At 50.9% G+C, this 21,911-nt stretch carries 12 protein-coding genes and 2 pseudogenes; 13 read left to right on the forward strand and 1 reads right to left on the reverse strand.

Going from position 1 to position 21,911, the window contains the following annotated elements:
• Positions 1–33: 33 nt before the first annotated feature.
• From GQS10_RS08245 to GQS10_RS08260, 4 genes are all read left to right on the forward strand, one after another.
• A complete protein-coding gene (locus GQS10_RS08245) occupies positions 34–3,099 on the forward strand; it encodes a hybrid sensor histidine kinase/response regulator (RefSeq protein ID WP_166240932.1) in 3,066 nt (1,021 codons plus the stop codon).
• Between the two features lie 25 nt (positions 3,100–3,124).
• A complete protein-coding gene (locus GQS10_RS08250; RefSeq protein ID WP_166240934.1) occupies positions 3,125–4,240 on the forward strand; it encodes a response regulator in 1,116 nt (371 codons plus the stop codon).
• A gap of 360 nt (positions 4,241–4,600) precedes the next feature.
• Complete coding sequence (locus tag GQS10_RS08255; protein WP_166240936.1) at positions 4,601–7,243, forward strand: InlB B-repeat-containing protein; 2,643 nt, start codon at positions 4,601–4,603, stop codon at positions 7,241–7,243.
• Positions 7,243–11,382 (forward strand): S-layer homology domain-containing protein, encoded by a 4,140-nt coding sequence (locus GQS10_RS08260; RefSeq protein WP_166240938.1) that lies wholly within the window; start codon positions 7,243–7,245, stop codon positions 11,380–11,382. The genes GQS10_RS08255 and GQS10_RS08260 overlap by 1 nt, the downstream gene beginning before the upstream one ends.
• Before the next feature lie 398 nt (positions 11,383–11,780).
• Here the strand turns inward: GQS10_RS08260 and GQS10_RS08265 are convergent, their stop codons facing one another.
• Positions 11,781–12,812, reverse strand: a complete 1,032-nt coding sequence (locus tag GQS10_RS08265; protein ID WP_166241107.1) for a LacI family DNA-binding transcriptional regulator — start codon at positions 12,810–12,812, stop codon at positions 11,781–11,783.
• Between the two features lie 408 nt (positions 12,813–13,220).
• On the opposite strand from GQS10_RS08265, the pseudogene GQS10_RS08270 reads away from it, so the two are divergent.
• From GQS10_RS08270 to GQS10_RS08305, 9 genes and pseudogenes are all read left to right on the forward strand, one after another.
• Positions 13,221–14,654, forward strand: a pseudogene (locus tag GQS10_RS08270) (L-fucose/L-arabinose isomerase family protein).
• A gap of 17 nt (positions 14,655–14,671) precedes the next feature.
• Positions 14,672–15,514, forward strand: a complete 843-nt coding sequence (locus GQS10_RS08275; RefSeq protein WP_166240940.1) for a transketolase — start codon at positions 14,672–14,674, stop codon at positions 15,512–15,514.
• Positions 15,511–16,449: a transketolase family protein gene (locus tag GQS10_RS08280; protein ID WP_207952189.1), complete on the forward strand. Its 939-nt coding sequence runs from the start codon at positions 15,511–15,513 to the stop codon at positions 16,447–16,449. Before GQS10_RS08275 ends, GQS10_RS08280 begins: the two co-directional genes overlap by 4 nt.
• A 10-nt stretch (positions 16,450–16,459) precedes the next feature.
• On the forward strand, positions 16,460–17,959 hold the full coding sequence (gene glpK, locus GQS10_RS08285) for a glycerol kinase GlpK (RefSeq protein WP_166240941.1): 1,500 nt from the start codon (positions 16,460–16,462) through the stop codon (positions 17,957–17,959).
• Positions 17,960–17,986: 27 nt separating this feature from the next.
• Positions 17,987–18,880 (forward strand): nucleoside hydrolase, encoded by an 894-nt coding sequence (locus GQS10_RS08290; RefSeq protein WP_166240943.1) that lies wholly within the window; start codon positions 17,987–17,989, stop codon positions 18,878–18,880.
• Between the two features lie 39 nt (positions 18,881–18,919).
• Positions 18,920–20,077, forward strand: a complete 1,158-nt coding sequence (locus tag GQS10_RS08295; protein ID WP_166240945.1) for a glycoside hydrolase family 88/105 protein — start codon at positions 18,920–18,922, stop codon at positions 20,075–20,077.
• Positions 20,078–20,283: 206 nt separating this feature from the next.
• A complete protein-coding gene (locus tag GQS10_RS08300) occupies positions 20,284–20,706 on the forward strand; it encodes an HNH endonuclease (RefSeq protein WP_166240947.1) in 423 nt (140 codons plus the stop codon).
• Between the two features lie 210 nt (positions 20,707–20,916).
• A pseudogene (locus tag GQS10_RS23085) lies at positions 20,917–21,114 on the forward strand (MerR family transcriptional regulator); the annotation flags it as partial.
• A gap of 51 nt (positions 21,115–21,165) precedes the next feature.
• Complete coding sequence (locus GQS10_RS08305; protein WP_243735059.1) at positions 21,166–21,732, forward strand: hypothetical protein; 567 nt, start codon at positions 21,166–21,168, stop codon at positions 21,730–21,732.
• The last annotated feature ends 179 nt before the right edge of the window (positions 21,733–21,911 follow it).

The following is a 21,911-nucleotide window of genomic DNA, read 5'->3' on the forward strand; positions in this document are numbered from 1 at the left end:
GACGGATGACATAGGAAAGCGGAGGACGAATTCTTGCTTAGAAAGCGTAAAGTATTGATGCTGCTGCTGGGTCTTGGGATCGCTGCTTTTCTGGCTCTGTATTACATAGGGCAAGCGTATCTCTCCCGAAGCATGCAGACTCCGCAGGTTCGTGATGGTGTAATCGATCTGACAGAGTGGGACTTCACGAAAGAGGAAACGGTAAAGCTGCAAGGATCATGGCAGTTTTATTGGAACCAGCTTCTTTTACCTAATCAGGAGGGGGAGCGAACAGGCTATCTGAACGTACCAGGGCAATGGAACCGGGACGGCTATCCTGCAAAAGGCGCCGTAACCTATCGGATGCTCGTCAAAGTGAAGCCTTCCTCCATGATTTACGGCATGCGAGTTTCGAATGTGCAAATGGCCAGCGCCGTCTATGTCAATGGGGTGGAGCTGGGCCGGAGCGGCCAGCCTGCCATGACGAAAAATGAGTACAAGCCGGAAAACAAACCGTATACTCTCTATTTTCCCATTGAAGGGGATACAGCGGAAATTATTTTACATGCGGCAAACTTTGATTTTATTAATGGCGGAATCACGTATAACATTCATTTCGGCAGCATGAAGGCAATTAACCATTTGGATAAAAGGATTACGGGTCTGGATGTTCTTGTTGTGATGGCGCTCGGGCTGATCGGGCTCTACCATCTGGGGATATTTTTGAAGCGGAGACAAGAGAAGAGTTTACTTTATTTCGGTCTATATTGCATCGTTGCGGCATTTGCCTTTGGCTGTTTAAGCGACAAGCTGTTCATACAAATATTTTACTGGCTTCCTTTTGAGCTTTCACACAAATTACAGCTGATCGTGATCAACGGCTCGATAATCATGCTTGCATTGTTTATTCGAACCCTGTGCTCTACCATTGTGCCTGCATGGTTTTTTAGATCGGTCTTTATCATCTACGGTCTCTTTTCACTGTTTGGCGCGCTTGTTCCATTTCAGATATACTCCCATTTTACTTTTATATTCAGTGCGCTTCAGGTGGTCGTTTATGTGTCCGTGATCTGGATGCTGTCGGCCTCGAAGGAAAACCGCTACGGGAATTATAACCGACAAAGCATCATTATTCTGATCCTCGGCTTTTACGCGCTGTTAATCTGTCTGATTGACAATTCCTTATATATATTAGGGCAATTGCCTAACAATTATTTAGGGAACTTTAGCACGATGGCATTTGCATTTCTCATTTCGATGATGCTGTCCTTCCGCTTCTCTGACGCCTATAAGACGATCGAAACGATGACCGAAAAGCTGCTGGAATCGGATCGACTGAAGGATGAATTTTTGATTAATACGTCTCATGAGCTCCAAACGCCTTTGAACGGGATTTTGAATATATCCCAATCGATGCTGGAGGAAGCGGGTGGAAGTATCAGCGAAAAGCAGCATTTGAATTTAATCATCGTTCAGGAATCGGCACGAAGATTGTCGGCGCTTGTGGGAGACATTCTGGATATGGAAAGAATCAAGCGAAATGATCTGCTCTTGCACATGGCCGCTGTTGATGTCAGGGTTACGGTATCGATTGTTCTTGAGGTGGCAAAGCACCTTGCCTCCGGCAAAGAGATCCGCATCGTCAATCGGATTCCGGAGGACCTACCGCCCGTCCATGCAGATGAAAATCGGCTGAGACAGATTCTTCTTAACCTAATCGGGAACGCGATTAAGTTTACCGATCAGGGAGAAGTGGAGATTATAGCAGAACCCGATGGGGACCGCATGAAAATCATCGTTCAGGATTCCGGAATAGGTATCGCTCTTTCGGACTGGAAGCATGTTTTCGAACCGTTTAATCAAGCGGAGGGAGAACGTTCACAGGGGTATGGCGGCGTCGGCTTGGGACTGTCCATATCGCGCCAGCTGGTTCATTTGATGGACGGGGACATTTTCATTGAAAGGTCAGAGCCTGGGGTGGGGACTCGTATTGCTTTTGTATTGCCTGTATCAGAAGCTCGGTCTGCCCCAGTCCGGCTGCCGCGTAAGCACGAGATGTCGGTGCAGCCTGCGCAAAAAGAGCCTCTTAACGGTGGAGACTCCAAGCCGGGTGTGTTTACTTTGCTGGCCGTGGATGATGAGGAATCCAATCTACAAGTGTTAAGGAACCTGTTCGCAGGGGAGGAATACAGTCTTTATACGGCAGCCAACGGGCGGGAAGCGCTTCGTATTTTACAAACCAATCGAACGATTGATTTGGTTTTGCTTGATGTCATGATGCCGCAGCTATCTGGGTATGAGGTATGCCGAGAAATTCGCAGCAAGCATACGTTGTTTGACCTGCCGGTAATTATCCTGACGGTTCGGAGTACGCCACAAGATATTGCAGCGGGCCTCGCGGCCGGAGCCAACGATTTTATCGCCAAGCCCTTCAATGCTGTGGAAGTAAGGGCCAGGGTGAAGACGCTGCTGGAGCTGAAAAAGTCGGTGCGGGATGCGATGGATGCGGAGATGGCTTTTTTGCAGGCGCAGATAAAGCCTCATTTCTTGTATAATGCCTTGAGCAGCGTGATATCATTCTGTTACTCAGACGGGGAAAAGGCGGCGTTTCTGCTATCGCGGCTCAGCCAGTACCTCCGGCATATTCTGGATATGGACAGGCATGAAATGCTGGTGCCCTTGAGCCGGGAGATGGAGCTGATCGAGGCTTATGTGGATATCGAGAAAGCTCGCTTCGATGACAGCTTTGAGTTCGTGAGCCATGTGGAGGAAGGGCTGAGGGTGATGTCGATACCTTCCCTTTGCATTCAACCGTTTGTGGAAAATGCCATCCGGCACGGCCTCTTCAACAAGGGGGGCCGGGGAACGGTTACCCTGACCGTGAAGAGTGATGCGGATGCAGTAGAGGTGACGATCGAAGATGACGGTGCAGGCATGCCTGAAGATATTCTGTTACGAATCACAAACACCGGTGCCAGTCCGGGGAACGGAGCAGGTATCGGAATCCGTAATGTACAGCGCCGATTGGATTCGATCTTTGGTGCATCTCTAAAAGTGGCTTCGGGTCCGGATTGGGGAACACGGATCACTATGCGGATCCCGACGGATACGGGAGTATAAACCTTTTTAGGAAGAGGGAAAAGCAATGTTCAGCGTCGTAATCGTGGAGGATGAAAAACCGATTTTGGAGCTAATGAAGGTTATCGTTGGCCGCAGCCCACATTGTCGGATTATAGCCTCTTTCAGCAATCCCCAGGAAGCGCTGGAACAGCTGCCGGAGCTGCAGCCGGATATTGCATTTCTAGATATAGAGATGCCCAAGCTCTCCGGTCTTGAGCTGGCACGGAAGCTTAATGAGTGCTGCGAAGGCACTCGCATTGTCTTCACCACCGCGTACAAGGATTATGCGCTGGAGGCATTTCAGGTTTTTGCCTTCGATTACCTGTTGAAGCCGGTTATGCCGGACGCGATCGACCGGATTACGAGCCGCTTGCTGAAGGAGGCGGCCCGTGCGGACGTCTCGGTAACGCCTTCGCGGAAGGTCTCCATACGCTGCTTCGGCAGCTTTGAGGTGCGAGGCGCCGAAGGCGAGCTGGTGCGGTGGCCTACTCGAAAGACAGAAGAATTATTCGCGTATCTGCTGTGCTGGCCCAATCAGGACATCAGCAAGTGGAAGCTGGTGGACATGCTCTGGCCGGAGTTGGACGAACAGCGTGCCGTTCATAACTTGCATAACAACGTGTACCGTCTAAAAAAGCTCTTGAAGGAGCAAGAAATCGGGATGGGAGTCATCCGAACGGTGGACGGATACATGCTGAACACGATGAATGTAACCTATGATCTGCAGGAATTCCAGGACAACCTTCCGGTGCAGGGCGAGCTGGAGCGGTCGGAAACGGAGCGGTTGGAGGCTCTGTGTGCCATGTACAGCGGCCCGCTGCTGGGCCACAAGGATTACATGTGGAAGGTTCAGCTCGAGGAAAATTGCAGCAAGCAGTACAGAGCTGCCGGCGGTCGGTTAGCTGAACAATACATGGCGGGAAGGGAATGGGATAAAGCCGAGCAGCGGCTAATGTCCTGTCTCTCACTATTTCCGCTGGATGAGGAGCTCCATCTGCTTCTTCTGAGGGTGTTGGCGGCAACAGGAAAAAAGGAACAGATCGCCCGCCATTTCTCTCTTTTCGTTGAACAACACCGGAGGGAGCTGGGAATGGAGGTTCCGGTTGAATTCAGCCGAAAAGCCGGGCTGCTTATGAAATAGCTGCGGCCCGTCAGAGTTAAGGATAAATGATAATATGGAAGGAAGTCTCGCCCTTGCAGCTGATATTCTGCAAGGGTTATTTCTGTTTAAGGAAATTCCAACCTCTGTAACTTTATGGCAAATGCTAAAATATAGGTCTATAGGACTATTTGTTAGAGGTAAATGCTCGGGTTTGAGAGAATTTTGAGAGAAGGTTGTTCTATAATTAGAACGATAATTAGCGAATGAAGTCACAGGAGAGAAAATGATGTTGAAAGATGTCGAATATTCAGGTTCGGTTTGTGACTAGCCTCGTTAGTGTCGATTGCGTAAGGAAATGCAGAAAATTTTCGTGATAAACGAAGAGGAGAGAACAGCAAGATGAAAAGCAAAATGAAATCGGCATTGTCGATGCTTCTTAGTGCAGTGCTTGCAACAGGGATGCTTCTGACGTCTCTTGTATGGCTGCCGAATGAAGTCAAGGCAGCAGGCACGGGGACGGTGGAAGATCCGTTCATTATTACGACCGCAGAAGATCTGAATAATGTGCGCAATGCACGGAGCGCCCATTACCGTCTTGGCAATGATATCGATCTGGGAGCGTATACCGATAACTGGCTGCCAATTGGAGAGCCGGGAGGAGGCAAGGATTTCGTCGGAACCTTCGACGGAGCCGGTTATGTTATCCGGGGACTGAAGGTCAATTCGACAAGCAACTTCGCCAGCTTGTTCGGCATCATTGGTACAAGCGGCCATGTCCACAATGTCGGCTTACTGGATGTCCAAGTGTCCGGCAGCAACTATGTCGGTGGTCTTGCCGGAACGAGCAGCGGCACCGTCAGTGACAGTTATGTGTCCGGTGTCGTTAGTGGCACCGGCGATTACGTCGGCGGGTTGCTAGGGAGGAACTCCTACGCTGAAGTTACTGGGAGCTACGCCGTCGGAACCGTAACGGGAGGCAGCTATGTCGGCGGCCTAGTGGGGGCCAGTGAGGGGTATTATCCCGATTATCCGTTGATTGGCGAGAGCTATGCAACGGTAGACGTGACGGGGGCCGGGGATTATGTCGGCGGGTTGACAGGAACCAACAAAGGAGAAGTTCGCAACAGCTACGCGGTTGGCCATATAACGGGAAGTGGTTTGAATGTTGGCGGAGTGTTCGGCCGCAATGAATACAGTGTCAGCAACTCCTACTACGCCTACGATGTCGCGGGAATCGGTACAGATGAAAGCTATGGGGGAATGACGTCTGCGGCCATGAAGTCGCAAATCACCTTCTACGGGTGGGATTTCGCTAACATCTGGTCGATTAAAGAGGGACAAGACTACCCGAAGCTCAAGAAAATTTCAGGTGAAGGTGACCCGATTATGACGGGATCGGGCAAAGAAACCGATCCGTACATCATTAAGACGCCTGCACAATTGAGTTCCGTGAGGTACAGTATTCCCCACATTGTGACGCATTTTAAGTTAGGCAATGATATTGATCTTTCGGTTTATCCGAACTGGGAGCCGATTGCAGGTCAAGCAGATGAATCGTTCAACGGTAAGTTTGATGGCGCCGGGTATGCGATTACCGGACTTACCATCGATTCCGGGCTGGAAAACGTCGGCTTATTCGGCAATATTCGCATGGACAGCACCATACGTAACGTTCGCCTGACCGGTGTTAATGTCAAGGGCACCCAAAATGTCGGCGCTATCGCCGGGCAGAATGCCGGGTACATCGTATACAGCTATGCGAGCGGCAGCGTGTCATTGGTTGGAAATGGGGTAAGCGGCAATGCGGGAGGATTGGTAGGGCGCCATTCCGCCGGCGGTTCACTTTCCGGCAACTACTCCGATGTCAATGTGGTCGGAACCGGCTTGGCCGGTGCGAATGCCGGCATTGGCGGTCTTGCCGGACATCTTGAAGGGCAAATCTTCAACGGCTATGCAACCGGCAGCGTCTCGGCGGATGCCGGGTACGTCGGCGGACTTGTTGGCAAGGGAAACGGTAGCATTAATTACGGATATGCAATCGGTTCGGTAAATGCGGGAAGTGGTGTTGCCGGTGGTCTGGCAGGAGATAGAAGCCAGATTTATGTCCACTCCAGCTATTACGATGCAATAACCACGGGAATGAGCGATTCGGATAAAGGTGCTCCGAAGACGACGACGGAGATGCAAACACAATCGACTTTTACGGGTTGGGATTTCACTACAAATTGGTATATGAAACCTGAAAGCTACCCCAAGCTTCGTGCGTTCTTAAAGACCTATGCCGTTACCTATAACGGGAACGGCAGCACGTCCGGCTCGGCACCGGTTGACGCTAAGCAATACGAAGCCGGAGATCTGGCTGCCGTATTGGCTAAGCCAAGCACATTGACACGTGAGGGGTACTCGTTCGAGGGCTGGAACACAGCGGCCGACGGAAGCGGCACGACTTACCGTGCAGGGGACTCGATCAGCATCGCCGGCGGTGTTACGCTGTATGCACAGTGGCAGTTTATCCGGACCTATACAATCGGCCAGTTGGAGAACCTGACGCTTGCGGAACTTACAGAAGAGTATACTTCCGGTACGCAGGAAAAGAGGACCGTTACCGTTACGAAAACAGGTACGGAAGCTTTAACGAATTTGACGGCGACATTAAGCGGTGCAGGTGCAGGTAACTTTGAGCTTGAGGGTCCGGTACTATCCACGTTGGATAACGTAACGACCTCCACGACGTTTACCGTCAGGGCGAAAGATGCACTGCCTGCAGAAACCTATACCGCGACGGTTACGGTGTCAGCAGACAACATGGCCGACGTGAGCTTTACCGTCAAGCAGATCGTCCAGTCAAACGTACTCAAGGGCGACGGTAATGACGACGGTCTGATCACACCCGCGGATGCCTTGATGATTACGCAATACTTATCGGGGACGAGAACGCTGACCCCTAAGCAAATTCAGGCTTTGGACGTGAATAACGATGGGACACTCAGCAGTCTGGATGTACAAATGATTATGGCGATTTACTTGGGGAGGGCAAGATAATGATGGTTCGCACGGATGGTATTACAAGCCGGTTGAAATTCGTGGTCTCGGTGTTTATGGCACTGATCTTGATGCTGGCTCCCTTCCTCTCCAGCGTCCAAGCGGCACCACAGGTATCCGTTGCGGTGGGAAGTGTATCGGGCGCACCAGGGGAGACGGTAGATGTAGCGGTAACCTTGGACCCGGGGGATGGTGTGTATAAGTATGCAATCGATATAGCCTATGATTCGAACATCCTTGAACCTGTAGCGGTGAATCCGGTAACAGATAAAGCTTCATCAGCAATATTCACAGTGGATACAACGACAAGCGAGACCATTAAGGTATCTGCGGAAAGTTTTGGCGATATGGTATTCCTGATGGCCAAGCAAGAGATTTTTACTATCCATTTTAAAATAAAGGAGAGCGCAGGCGCTGTTGTATCCAATGTGAATGCTGTCTCCGGAACTTATACTCAAGATGACGAAACATGGCCCAGCATCACGCAATTCACTTCCGGGTCCGTCACGGTAACTCCTGTCCCGGAAACCATCAACGTCGGAATTGGGACTGCGGCCGGAATTCCCGGAGGAACGGTGGATGTTCCGGTCTCCATACTGACAGCTTCGGGGGGCGCGGGCGCGTATGGCATGCAGCTGAATTTTGACCCGAGTGCGCTTGAAGTGGTAAACATTTTAGGAAAATCCGGTAATTATTTCGATTTTACTTATGATAATATTGCAGGCGAGCTAAAAACGGCATGGGCAGATGGCGGCGGCGGTGATAATGCGGTTCAAGCGGGTTCTGAGCTGTTTACAGTCACTTTTAAGATTAAAGCCGATGCAGCATTGGGCGATAAGACGATTACTGTCATCAATCAAACGGATCCGCAGTACCTTACCTTTACGGATACCCGGCTCGTTGAGATGCAGAAAACCGTTACGGCCGGTAAGGTAACGGTTAATGCGCCGACGAATGCGGAAGCGCCGGTGATCTCGATGCAGCCGGAAGACCGTACGGTAAGCGTAGGTGGGACAGCTGACTTGGTTGCAGCGGCAACGGGCAGCGGAACGGTGAGCTATCAATGGTACAGCTATAGCACGAACGGCGGCACGCTGTTGACGGGCGAGACGAATGCAACCTTCTCCGCACCGACCCAAACTGCGGGCACCACCTACTATTATGTAGTGATGACAAACACGGATAACAGCAAAACCGGCCAGAAGACAGCGACGGTAACGAGTAGAGTGGCAATGGTGACGGTCAACGAGCTGTCGAACGCGGAAGCGCCGGTGATCTCGATGCAGCCGGAAGACCGTACGGTAAGCGTAGGTGGGACAGCTGATCTGATTGCAGCAGCAACGGGCAGCGGAACGGTGAGCTACCAATGGTATAGCTATAGCACGAACGGCGGCACGCTGTTGGCGGGCGAGACGAATGCAACCCTCTCCGTGCCGACCCAAACAGCGGGCACCACCTATTATTATGTAGTGATAACGAACACGGATGACAGCAAAACCGGCCAGAAGACAGCGACGGTAACAAGTACAGTGGCTAAGGTGACGGTCAACGAGCTGTCGAACGCGGAAGCGCCGGTGATCTCGATGCAGCCGGAAGACCGGACGGTGATCATGGGCAGCCCGGCCAACTTGAGTGTTGCGGCAACCGGCACCGGCACACTGGGCTACCAATGGTACAGCCATACCATGAACAGCACGCTCGGTGGAGCATTGTTGGCTGGCGAGACGAGCAGCACCTTCTCCGCACCGACGACAGTGACAGGCGCTGTGTACTACTACGTTGTAGTGACCAACACTGACGTCAGCAAAACCGGCGAGAAGAGCGCATCGGTAACAAGTACTGCGGCTAAGGTGACGGTCAACGAGTTGATTAACGCGGAAGCGCCGGTCATTGTGACCCATCCGGAAGACCGGACGGTGAGCATAGACGGCCCAGCTAACTTGAGTGTTGCAGCAACTGGCAACGGTGTATTGAGCTACCAATGGTACAGCCAAGCCGTAAATAGCACGATCGGTGGAGCACTGTTGGCAGGCGAGATGAGCAGCACCTTCTCCGCACCGACGACAGTAACAGGTACAACGTATTACTACGTCACAGTAACCAACACGATTGATAGCTTGTTCGGCGTGAAGACTGCCTCGGTAACAAGTGCTGCGGCTAAAGTAACCGTCAATGAGCTGACAAACGCCGAAGCACCGACCATTGTGACCCAACCGGAAGACCGGACGGTGAGCACAGGCGGGTTAGCGGACTTGAGTGTTACAGCCACGGCCAGCGGTACGCTGAGTTACCAATGGTACAGCAACCTGGAGAACAGCACGATCGGCGGTACGTTGTTGGCGGACGAGATAACCAAGACGTTCTTCGCGCCGACGACAGTGACCGGCACAACGTATTACTACTACGTTGTAGTGACCAACACCGACAATAGCAAAACCGGGGAAATCACAGCATCGGTGACAAGTGCTGCGGCAAAAGTAACCGTCAACGAACTGACAAACGCCGAAGCACCGACCATCGTGACCCAACCGGAAGACCGGTCGGTGAGTACAGGCAGCGCAGCCAACTTGAGTGTTGCAGCAACGGCCAGCGGAACGCTGACCTACCAATGGTACAGCAATACGGAGAACAGTACGGCTGGCGGCACACTGCTGACAGGCGCGACAAGCAGCACGTTCTCCGCTCCGACAAACGTAACAGGCACTGTGTACTACTATGTTGAAGTAACTAATACGAACAACAGCATGACCGGTATGAAGACGGCAACGGCAACGAGCTCCGCAGCAAAGGTAACAGTAATGCAGTCACCTTCGTCTACATCGGAAACAAACGATAACGCACCTTCTGCTGCGCCTTCCGCTGCACCTGCTGCCGTACCTAATACCAACACGGGTGTCGATGTACTGGTTAACGGCAAGGCGGAAAGTGCGGGTACTGCAGAAACAACCCAGGTTGACGATAAGAAAATGATTACCGTAAAAATCGATCAGCAAAAGCTGGAGGACAAACTGGCGGCTGAAGGCAGCGGTGCTATCGTAACCGTCCCTGTCCGCGCGGAATCCAACATTGTTGTTGGCGAACTGAACGGTCAAATGGTCAAAAATATGGAGAAGCAGCAAGCGAAGCTGGTCATCCAAACGAACAAGGCTACCTACACCCTGCCGGCAGGTCAGATCAATATCGATGCCGTATCCGAACAGATTGGCAGTGCGGTATCTCTACAGGATATTAAGGTACAGATCAAAATTGCTGAACCTGCCGCTGATCAGGTTAAGCTTGTGCAGTCGGTTTCCAGGCAAGGGGAATTTGAAGTGGTTGTTCCGCCAATGGATTTTACCGTCACCGGCAGATACGACGGAAAGACGGTCGATGTCACCAACTTCAACGCATATGTGGAACGGACCATGGCCCTTCCCCAAGGTGTTGACCCTAGCCAAGTAACCACAGGTGTCGTTATTGAGCCGGATGGCACGGCTCGTCATGTGCCTACACAAATCACAATGATTGCCGGCGCATATTACGCTAAGATTAACAGCTTAACAAACAGTATCTATACCGTCATCTGGCACCCAACTTCATTTAAGGACGTTGAGAGCCATTGGGCAAAATCAGCAGTTAACGATATGGGCTCCCGGATGGTCATTAACGGCGTAGGGAATGAGGAGTTCAATCCAGATCAAGATATTACCCGTGCGGAGTTCGCCGCCATTATCGTTCGTGGATTGGGATTGAAGCTGGACAAGCATTCGAATCCATTCTCGGACGTAAAGTCGACGGATTGGTATAGCAACGTTATTAGTACGGCCTATTCGCATGAGCTGATTAACGGTTTTGAGGATGGTTCCTTCCGTCCGATGGAGAAGATTACTCGGGAACAGGCGATGGCGATTATCGCAAACGCAATGAAAATTACCGGGCTGAAAGCGAAGCTTTCAATGGAACAAAGCGGTGAGAGGCTGAATGCTTTCGCAGATGCCGACCAACTTTCGCAATGGGCAAAGGCTCATGCTGCTGATAGCTTGCAAGCGGGAATTGTATCCGGCCGAAACGGCAATAAGCTTGCTCCGACAGCTAACATCACAAGAGCTGAAGTTGCGGTCCTGGTACAGCGATTGCTTCAAAAGTCTGAACTGATCTAAACGGTATAGTGATCTCAACCTGAAAGCCATCCGAATGGTTGTAGGGTTGAATCACTACATGGTCAAGAAGTTCCCAAAACACCTGCTTTTCCTCCACAATTGTTGGAGCGAAGCAGGTGTTTTTTTGTTTTATAATAAATCGAGCGCCAGTGGACGCCCCCGCCGAAATCGACCACAAGGCTGTCCGCATTGATTGAGCATCGGCAGCAGGATCAATTTTCTCCCCCTCAGCGTGCCTCTCCTTCAAATGGAATAAGAAAAAACGACCTTTGCAGGTCGCTCCGTTTTAAAGCCTATTCGATATCCACGAGAAGGGAGGGCGTCACTGCCACGCACTAGCGTGATCCGATCCTCAGCCTGAAAAACTCCAGAACCATCAAGTCTTAACCGTTCATTTTCTACTTAACTTGAATCTCTCTGCATGAATCTCGGATCACCAAATGGGTGTCGATCCACATCTTACTTCTTACCTGCTCGCGCCCATCCGCACCGGCTATCAGCTTCGCAATGGCGAGTTCGGCGATTTTCAGCTTTTCGACGTGAACCGTGGTCAACTCAGGTGTAACGATCCTCGATTCCTGAATATTGTCAAAGCCAATAATCGAAATATCATCGGGAACACGGTACCCCATTTCATATAGCGATTTCATCGTGCTGATAGCAATGTAATCACACTCGCAGAAAAGAACGGTAGGCACATCATCTTCCAAGCGCATGAAGCTGTTTTTTAACTCTTCCTGCGAAGAGACGACCGTCGGTGAAACCGTAAAAGTATATTTTTCCGGTAAGTGGACTCCCTCTTCCGAAAGGGCTTGCAGAAAGCCTTGCTTGCGGGAGTCGAAGTTGTACATTCGCGAGTTGGACTGCACGTAGCCGATTTGGCGGTGGCCGAGATCGAGCAGGTATTTTCCTGCTTGATAGGCGCCCATTTTGTTATTCATTACGATGAAATTGGCATCCATCGTCTCTATGCATGTATCGATCACGACTAAGTTCGGTTGCTTGCGCTCCACCATTTCAATCTGCTGACGGCTTAAATTCGTGCCAAGAAGCAGGATGCCATTTGATTTATGCTCCGTCTCCAATTCTTCAACAGTCTGTTCAAACTGATCGTAAGGAACTGAGGAGAAGAACAGCGAGTACCCGTTGGCCCGACACTGCTCCTCGATATGGTGAATGAGCTCCATGAAAAAGGGCTGCTGATAAAAATGGTCCGAGACAATACCAGAATTGGTGCAGGCAACAAAGCGGAGAGTTCGGCTCAAACCATACACTTGATCAGCTTTGACCATAGCACGGGGCAAATAACCGGTTTCCTTCACGATAGCCAATATTTTCGCACGCGTTTCATCGCTAATTCCCGGTTTGCCGCTAAGGGCTAAGGATACGGCGGCTTTGGATACATTGGCCATTTTGGCGATATCGGTCATTTTCACAATGTGCACCTCGAAACAATACTAAAATATTTAAGTTATAAGTTTACAACGCGGTTTAGGATTATACAAGTAAATCTTATAGGGCGTAAAAAAGCACAGGGCGCGAAGCCTATTATGACTATAACATGTTAGGGGTCTTACCGATTATATAAAAAAGTTTAGTTATAATGCGCGAAACATATAAACAAATTTATTAAAACCATTGACCGCACGCCGATTCTGGTGATATGATCCAAGTGAATACGACAAGTCTATGAATTTAACTAAAAAAGTTTAGTGACAGGTTGCTGTACTGCTTCTGAATCGATAAATCGGAAGCGCCCTCTGCTCACTGGCACATTTCTTTTGATGGACCCCATGCGTTCAGATGGAACCCTAACCACGATAATGGAGGATGCGGAGATGAAAGCGCTTAAACTCGGTTATGCACCAACCCGCAGATTTGTATTCAGTGCGGAGGATGCGTTTACCTACAAGGTCAAGATCAGGGAGAAAATCGAAAGCTTCGGTCTCGACATCGATATTGTCGATCTCGAAGGATTGAACAGCGAAGGGCTCTTATACGACGACCATGTCAATGCGGAGGAAATTGTGGAACGGTTTAAGCGGGAGAATGTGGACGCTGTATTTTTCCCGCACTGCAATTTCGGTACGGAGGATACGGTTGCCCGTGTAGGAAAGGCGCTCGGTAAACCGGTGCTGCTGTGGGGGCCGCGCGACGAATCGCCGCTGCAGGATGGCATGCGCCTGCGCGACACGCAGTGCGGCTTGTTCGCTACGGGGAAAGTGCTGCGCCGCTTCAACGTACCTTTCACCTACGTGACCAACTGCCGGGTGAATGATCCGGTATTCGAGCGGGGCTTCGCCAACTTTATTGCCGCAGCCAACGTGGTGCGTCATTTCCGCAGCTTGCGGATTTTGCAAATCGGTCCTCGGCCGGCCTCGTTCTGGACGATGATGTGCAACGAAGGCGAGCTGTTGGAGCGGTTCGGCATCGAGCTTCATCCGATTACCCTAATCGACATTCAACGGGCGTCGAAGCAGATCGAGAAAGGGAACGGCGACGCCCTGCAAGAAGCAATCGAATATATAAAGGCAAAACTGGACTATTCCGAAGTGACCGAGGACGACATTCGGAGAATCGCCGCCCTGAAGGTCGCCATGAAGCAGTATGCCGTACAAACTGGCAGCACTGCGATCGCCATTCAATGCTGGTCGTCGCTGCAGGAGGTTATGGGCATCATGCCTTGTCTCGCCAATGCCATTCTTACCGACGAACAAATTCCGGTTACCTGTGAAACCGACATTCACGGTGCCATCACTTCGATCATGGTACAGGCTGCAGCGATGAATCAGGCCCCGACGTTTTTCGCCGATTTGACGATCCGTCATCCCGAGAATGAAAACGGGGAGCTGCTGTTTCACTGCGGCAATTTTCCCGTGTCGCTAAGCGAGGAGAACAAGCCGAAGCTGCGCAAGCATTTTCTGTTTGACGATCATTCTCCCGGTACACACGAGGGGAAAATTAAGGGTGGAAGCATGACACTCGCCCGCTTCGACGGAGACCATGGTGAATACCAGTTATTTCTTGGCCGCGCCCGCGGTATTGAAGGGCCTTATACCCGAGGCTCCTAAGTATGGGTGGAAGTAAACGACTGGCCGTTATGGGAAGAAAAACTGGTGAGAGGGCCATACGTACATCACGCCGTCGGGATTCATGCGAATGTGATTCCGGCGCTGTATGAGGCATGCCGCTACATTCCGGGGCTTACTCCCGATCCGGTGGACCCCGATGAGCGGGAAATTCAAGCCTGGCTTCGTGGCGGAGCACTTTAGTGGAGGGGGAGAGTGTCATGGAAATCGCGGAGCTTAAGGCCAAAGCAGCACAAATTAGAATGGAGCTGCTGACGATGATTCATCGCGCCAAGACGGGACATACCGGCGGCTCGCTCAGCAATACGGATATTTTGACGGCTCTATACTATCGGGTAATGAAAATCGATCCGAACGATCCCAAATGGCCGGAGCGTGACCGTTTTATCGCCAGCAAAGGCCATTCGGTGGAATCACTTTGGTGTATCCTGGCGGATCTCGGTTTCTTCCCGAAGGAGGAGCTGCTGACCTTCAGCCAGTTTGGAACGAGGCTTATTGGTCATCCGAACAATAAGGTGCCGGGAATCGAAATGAATACCGGGGCTCTGGGCCACGGTCTAGCGATTGGCGTCGGCATGGCGCTGGCCGCCAAACGGGACGGAAACGCTTATCGTGTGTTCTGTCTAATGGGAGACGGCGAGCAGGCGGAGGGTTCGGTATGGGAAGCGGCAATGGCCGGCGCCCATTATAAATTGGATAATCTGATCGGCATTATCGACCGTAACCGGCTGCAGATCAGCGGCTCGACCGAAGACGTGATGGGTCTTGAACCGCTTCAGGGAAAATGGGAGGCCTTCGGCTGGAAGGTGGTGTCCGTCGACGGGAACGATATGGGTGAGCTGGTGCAGGTGCTGGAAGCTGTGCCCGAGGAACGACGGCCGACGCTGGTGCTTGCAAATACAATCAAGGGCAAGGGAGTGTCCTTTGCGGAAAATGCTGCGCACTGGCATCACCACGTGCCGAATGATGCTGAACTGGAGCAAGCCTTGAGCGAACTTACAGCTGCGCGTGAGGTAATCCTGCGGGAGGGGCGGAACGTATGATCAACAACATTGCGAATCGGCAAGTTATTTGTGAAACGCTGTTAGAGCTAGGGCGTCAAGACCGAGACATTATGGTGCTGGCCAGCGATTCACGAGGCTCCGCTGCTATGGGGCCGTTTGCAAAGGAGTTTCCCGGGCAGTTCGTAGAGGTCGGGATCGCGGAGCAAAATATTGTGGGCATAGCGGCTGGGCTTGCCCACAGCGGCAAAAAACCGTTCGTCACCTCTCCGGCCTGTTTTCTCAGTATGCGCAGCATCGAGCAGATTAAGGTTGACGTGGCTTATTCCGGTACCAATGTGAAGCTGATTGGCATCAGTGGTGGCGTCAGCTACGGGGCCCTCGGCATGTCGCATCATTCCGTGCAGGATCTCGCGGTGGCCCGCGCTATTTCGGGGCTGGCGGTGATGATGCCGGCAGACCGCCACGAGACGAAGAAAATGACGGCTGCGCTCGTGCAGCATTACGGCGGCGCCTATGTCCGTACCGGCCGTAATCCGGTCGAGGATGTTTACGATTCGGATGAATACGAATTCGAGATCGGCAAGGCGGTGGAGCTGCGGAAGGGAGACGATCTGACGGTAATTGCCTCCGGCGAGACGGTGCGTGTAGCGCTGGATGCGCATACCGCCTTGAAGGAGGCGGGCGTTTCGTGCCGGGTGCTAAACATGCATACGATCAAGCCGCTGGACGTTGAGGCGATTATCCGCGCAGCCCGCGAAACCGGTACGATCATTACGGTGGAAGAGCATAGCATCCACGGGGGACTAGGCGCCGCAGTGGCTGAGACGGTCGTCCAGCATCACCCGGTGCCGGTAAAGATTATGGGCATTCCGGATGAGCCTGCCGTGGCAGGAAAGACGGCGGAAGTGTTCGAGCATTACGGCATTACGGCGGCTAACATCAAGCGCGTTGCGCTTGAGCTGCTGGATCGTTAGGAGCTGCACGATGACGAAGGAATACATTCTGACCATTGACCAGAGCACGTCAGGAACCAAGGCGCTGGTCGTCCATCGGGACGGAAGTATTGTCGCGCGCGGCTTCAAGGAACATAAGCAGTATTTTCCCCGTGCCGGCTGGGTGGAACATGACCCTTTGGAGATCTATAACCATGTGAAGGAAACTTCGCTCAGGGCGTTGCAATCGGCTGGCATTCAACCCGTGCAGCTTGCTGCACTGACGATTACCAACCAGCGGGAAACGGCTGTCCTATGGGATCGCCATAACGGGATGCCGGTGTACCCGGCAATTGTGTGGCAATGCCAGCGAACGGCCGGCCAGTGCGCGAAGCTTCAAGCCGCAGGGTATGAAAAGACAGTGCGCACGAAAACCGGACTGCTGCTGGATCCTTATTTTTCAGCTGCGAAATGGAGCTGGATGCTGGATCACGTGGAAGGAGCGCGCTCGAAGCTCGAAGAAGGCAGGCTGCTGGCCGGGACGATGGATAGCTGGCTGCTTTGGAAGCTGACGAACGGAAAGGTACATGCTACCGATTATACGAATGCGAGCCGTACTTCTCTGTTTAACATTCATACGTTGGAATGGGACGAGGAGCTGTGCCGTCTGTTCGGCGTGCCGTCCGAGCTACTGCCTGCAGTGAAATTTTCCGATGAGGGGTTCGGCTATACGGAGGATGCCGGGCTGTTCGACGAACGTATTCCGATTACAGGCATCATCGGCGATTCCCAGGGCGCGATGTTTGGCAACCGTTGCTTTACGGAGGGGATGGCCAAAGCGACTTACGGGACGGGAACCTCCGTGCTGATGAATGTAGGGGAGAAGCCGCCGTCTGCGAAAAACGGACTTGTCGCTGCCATTGCATGGGGGATGAGCGGCAAGGTAACCTACGCTCTCGAGGCCGTCGTTCGGACAACCGGCGACAGCATCAAATGGGTACGGGATCAGCTCGGCTTATTCCGCTCGTTTGAAGAAATGGAACGTCTTCTTCAATCCGCAGCGGACAATGAGGGCGTATATATGGTCCCCGCCTTTGTCGGATTGGGCGCCCCCTATTGGGATCCTTATGCCAGGGCGGCGATTACAGGTATGAACCGGGGTACAGGCAAGGCGCATATCGTTCGCGCGGCGATCGAGTCCATTGCTTACCAAGTTTGCGATGCGGTAGAGTTGATGCAATCGGTAACGGGCAACGCTCTTGTTGAGCTTCGTGCCGACGGCGGCGCATCCGATAACTCCTTGCTGATGCAGTTCCAGGCGGATCTTCTGCGATGTCCGGTGGTCAAATCGGAGGTGGCCGAGTTATCTGCACTAGGCTCCTATTATATGGGCGGGCTCGGGATAGGATGGTGGACATCTCCGGACGATATAAAGAACCGGCAGCAAAGCTACCGCACATACGAGCCAGTGATGGGAACCGGGGAGCGGGAGCGCCACTACGCAGGTTGGAAACGCGCCGTCGCGTCCGTGTTGAAAAGTGGGAATTTGTGATAAAACGATGAAAAGGTGGATGACCTAATGGAAATTCGTATCCCGGATGAGAAGAAAACAAGAGTGATCATCAACACCGATGCTAAAAACGAAGTTGATGATCAATTTGCCATAGTACATGCCGTGCTGACGCCTTCGTTTGAATTGCATGGCATTATCCCCGCACATTTCGGCGACCGGAAGTCGGCGACAAGCTTAAAGGACAGTCACGATGAAACGATGCTGGTGCTCAGATTGATGGGGATGGAAGGCCAGATCCGGGTTGAAGATGGTGCGGAACATGCGATGCCGGACGAACAAACACCGGTGGATTCCGCGGGGGCTCGATTCATTATTGAGGAAGCGATGAAAGACGATGAACGGCCGCTTTATATCGCTTTTTACGGTCCTTTGACGGATATGGCGTCCGCCCTATTGCTTGAACCGCGGATTGCAGACCGGGACATTAAGGTAATTTGGATCGGTGGCGGCGACTGGCCGGCTGGCGGCTGGGAATATAATTTAGCCAACGATGTCCATGCTGCAAACGTCATCTTCAAATCGAAGCTCGAATTGTGGCAAATTTCCCGCGCTGTGTATCGGCAGATGCCGGTTAGCTTTGCGGAGCTGGTCGAGAGGGTTTACCCTCATGGGGAAATCGGAAGGTATTTGGTTGAAGAGCTGATCGCGTTCAATAATGCAAGTGTTCAAAGGCCGGCTGAATATCGTATCTTGGGTGATTCTCCTGCGGTTGGCGTCATTCTTTTTCCGGATTGCGGCCGGTGGTCGTGGAAGCCTGCTCCTGAATTAGACGAACAGATGAAGTATATCCACAACGGAAAACATCGCCCGATCCGAGTATATGAAACCATGGATGCGCGTTTTATAATGGAGGATTTTTACGCCAAGCTGGCTCAGTTTCATAGAAAATTCGGTCGGTAGAGGCGAAAAATCAAGCATGGATTCAGGAGGATATGCTTTATGAACAGTCAAAAATGGTTTGCCATGGCTGAAACCATCATGTCGGCATCCGATTCGAAGGGCTACCATCCGGAAATTACGGAGCGGTGGGCTTACGTACCGGGTATGATGCTATTGGCGCTGCTGCGAGTCTGGGAAATGACAAAGGACACGAAGTATTACGATTATGTCAAAAAGCATATGGATTTGTTCATCGAATCGGACGGGGCCATTCGAACCTACGAGCTGGAAGAATATAATTTGGATCAGATTAATCAAGGAAAAGTTCTTTTTCATTTGTTCAAGCAGACAGGGGAGGAGCGTTATAGCAAGGCAGCGCACTTGCTGGCCGATCAATTGGAAGGTCATCCGCGTACGACGGAAGGCGGGTTTTGGCATAAAAAGGTATACCCGTTCCAAATGTGGCTGGATGGGCTATATATGTCCTCTCCGTTTCTGGCTGAGTACGCGAAAATTTTCAATAGGCCCGAACTGTTTGACGAGGTTGCCCATCAGATTCTGACGGTGGAACAGCGTACACGTGATAAAAAAACGGGCTTATTGTACCATGGCTGGGATGAAAGCAAGGAGGAGGAATGGTGTAATCCGGCGACAGGGACATCTTTTCATTTTTGGAGCCGAGCTATGGGGTGGTATGCGATGGCGATCGTGGACTCCCTGGAGCATTTTCCGAAAAATCATAGGAAGCGCGGAACGATTGCCGGAATCTTTTTGCGTATGGTGAGAGCACTGGAGAGCGTACAGGATGCGGAAAGCGGGCTTTGGTATCAAGTGCTTGATCAAGGGAAGCGGGAAGGGAATTACTTGGAGGCCTCCGGCTCCTGCATGTTCGTGTATGCGATTGCCAAAGGGGTCAGACTCGGTTACTTGCCGCGCAATTACCGCAAGCTCGCGGTCCGTGGGTATGAAGGTCTGCTGGCGCATCTGGTAACCCATGATGAGTCAGGCGTTCATTTGCATCAAATTTGCAAAGGAGCAGGGCTCGGCAATCGGCCATACCGGGATGGGTCGTACACTTATTACATCAATGAGAGAATCGTAAGTGATCAATTCATTGGTCAGGCACCGTTTATACTGGCAGGTGTTGAGATGGAGCGATTGGAATCGGTGCCGGAAGGTAATGTTGGGGACAGCGGAAATAACCAATTGGTATTTTAATCGTCATTTAAATAAGATCCCAAAGTCTGGTTAACCGGCATTTTAATGAAGCAGCTCTGGAAAGCATTTCAGAGCATGAAAAAAATCGCTCGTGTTATAATGTTAAAAACACAGCCTTGAACAGAAAAACTCTCCCCTGTGCCTCCGCGATACATAACCATGAATGAATAATGCGCGGTTATGATTCCAATATTGGGGGGAGACTAATGATAACGGTCCTAAATGTCGATGGCCAAGAGCTAACGCCATGCTTGCCTCACCGAGCGGAACGGGAAGTGAATCGGGCCCGTGCGGTTTGGATTGATGACGAGACCATCCAGCTACTTTATAATCCATTTACGTTCCGCGACTATCGAAAAGCTGCTCTAAAACGAGATCATTTCATTTGTTTATGGTGCGGTAATCCTGCAACGACCGTCGATCATATTGTTCCATCGAGCAAAGGCGGCTCAGACCTGCCTTTGAACCTGCTCGCTTCATGCGGCGATTGCAACTCAAGACGAGGGAACCGCTCGGCGTTCCTTTTTCTAAGAGAAAAAGCACATTCCGTGCCGAACCGCATCAAGCTTTCCTACCGTATCCTAAAAGCGGTTATCAGTCCATCGGCAAAGGTGAAGATGATCAAATAACGAGTATACAGGCCCTGGAATTCCTAATTAGGAATACGGGCTTTTTTGTGCTTCTCAAGTAATTAGTAGTAAGGGTCTGAGTGGTTCCGTGCGAGAGTTGCGTTTTAGCAATGTTCTGTAATCATCGACGTTTTCTCTCATTTCATACTGCAAAAGTTAACGATATAATCAAAGATAAGCCGTTTACTTAAAGTACCGATGGAGGTTTATATGAGATATAAGATCAGTGAATTATCTACACTCCTTCACGTTACAACAAACACAATCAGAAGATATGAAAAGATGGGCTATATCACGTCAAAAAGATGTGAAACTAGTAATTACCGATATTTTACCGAAGAAGACATCACCATTTTTATGAATATAAGGTTATTGCGAAAGTATGGGTTTACCCATTCAGAAATAGCCGAGATGAAGAAAAGCGAATTGTCAACCTTAATTTCGACATACGAGAAACGGATGGAAACCATCGACGAGCAAATTTATTATTTAAGCAACCTAAGACATAGACTCAAGGATGATTTGGTTCTGATGAAGAAAACGGATGAATTGAATCAGCAATGCTACATAAGAGATTGCGTTGCCTTATCGTACGTGCTTTATCAGAGAGGGGACAAAATTTTAACAGAACCCGACAGAGTGATGGCCGTACAAGAGTATTTATACCGATCACCGGAAGTACAGCGAATGTATTTGATCCGAAAAGAAGATATAGAGAATGACAAGTTCACGCTCCATGCGGGTTGGGCCGTAAAAAGGTCAGATGTAGATAAATATAAGATGAAAGAAAATGAATACACGGAACGATACGAAAAACGTAAATCTCTTCTTCGTGTGGTTAAGCTTCCCGTCCATGCAGAAAACCATAGGATGCATGTAAAAGAATCGCTGCTTAAAGAGTCTTTTACATATATGAAAGAGCATCATTTAATAATTGCCGGTGATATTATTGGCATTGTCATTGCGAATGTAGAAGAAGAAAACCGGCAAATGCAGTATGTTTTAATCGGTATCCCAATCGAATAAATGTAAACGCTTTATTGACTGTGACACTGTGTCAGCCTTCATAATAATCAGGAATGGAAATGATTTGAAGGAGGAGCTGACACGTGGGGAAGCAAGCAAAAAGACAAGCCAGGAGCAAGCCAAGCATGTTCATGAGGTCAAAGAAAGCGATGAGTAAGGTACTGACATTCATCATGCTT

Origin of the sequence: Paenibacillus turpanensis (assembly GCF_011421635.1) — a bacterium.
Lineage (GTDB): Bacteria > Bacillota > Bacilli > Paenibacillales > YIM-B00363 > Paenibacillus_AK > Paenibacillus_AK turpanensis.